Consider the following 1,176-nt stretch of genomic DNA (forward strand, 5'->3'; position numbering starts at 1 on the left):
GCCCCGCGTGGTAGACGAAAAAAAACGCACCCAAGAGGTGCGTCAGTTTGATGGCCCGGCATTGCCGGGCGAAAATAGCCAATGGTCTGGCTGTCAGTCCTTGTGGACGCGACGGCCGTTACGGTCAGCCCACAGGAAATAGGCTGCCAGGCCAAGTGCCAGAACCAAAACAAATGTACCAAGCATCACTTTTCTCCTTTGGAAAGTACCGCGCCTACGGCGAATAGTACAACGGCGGCCACCAGAAGGTTAATCACACTGATGATTGAATCGAGTGTCCACCCGGGCTTACCGGCTAGGAAGCCGGCCATGCCGATAATCGCCGTGGCCGAGAGGGTATGAACGAAGCGACCGTACTGAAGACGCTGGTCCTTCGTTGGCGCGGCGATCGACATCTTGACCTCCTGCCAAAACCCACGCCTCACTGCGCTCGACCGCTCGACTCGGTATTCCGTCTCGCCTTCGCGGGCGAGCGGATATTGGAAGCCGCCCTCCAGAAGCACGAGGACATGTCGTTCGTCGGCGTCTTCGGCAGCCTCGACAAGATCGTGGAGGCGGCCGGGCAGCCGGACGATACCTGAACTGCGCTCATAGTGTACCGAGCAAGTGAACTCGTCGCCGCTAGTGGTTTTCAAAATGACCTTTGCCAGCTGTGTCATCTTGCCCCCTTAGCCGCGGCGGCCAGCTACAACGCGGAGCGTGGTCAACAGGTCGGCGTAGCCTTCCTGCGAGCCGATCGCGTTTAGGGGGACCATGTTGTCACGGCCTCCGGTCAGGTCGTCGCGACCCTTGCAGGTGCGAAACGAGACTTTCGCCGTTGACCGGTCGGCAGCATGCGCGATTTCGAAGCACAAGGAATCCGTCTGCAAGGAGAAGACTTCCACCTTGTGGCGATGCTGCCTACGTGCCTGGATCGTGAAATCACGCTGGCGCAACGAGAGATCTCCGGCGACGCGTCGCAAGACGCGCGATGCATCACGGTGAAGGGTCGCACGGGCCGCGGCGTCGCATGGGACGTGCGGGCGGGTAAAGGATTTTGGGAGCTTCATGGTGTATTCCAGATGTGGACGAGACACCAATCCCAACGGGACGATGTCCCGCAATGGGTGAGGTCTGGACAGGCCAGACATGGTTCGATGCGTCGAAGACGCGATCAAAAGCGTTTGCCGAAGCGGT

2 protein-coding genes are annotated in these 1,176 nt (G+C 59.6%); both read right to left on the bottom strand.

The genetic code is table 11. The features are described 5' to 3' along the window. Positions 1-185 precede the first annotated feature (185 nt). The gene (locus CF70_RS02135; RefSeq protein WP_035859703.1) at positions 186-659 is read right to left on the bottom strand and encodes a hypothetical protein; all 474 of its coding nucleotides are present in this window, start codon (positions 657-659) and stop codon (positions 186-188) included. A 9-nt stretch (positions 660-668) separates the two neighbouring features. Further along, on the bottom strand, positions 669-1,176 hold a 508-nt coding region (locus tag CF70_RS02140), incomplete at its 5' end, for a hypothetical protein (RefSeq protein WP_235184856.1).

This window comes from Cupriavidus sp. SK-3, from assembly GCF_000611145.1.
In the GTDB taxonomy this organism is placed as follows: domain Bacteria; phylum Pseudomonadota; class Gammaproteobacteria; order Burkholderiales; family Burkholderiaceae; genus Cupriavidus.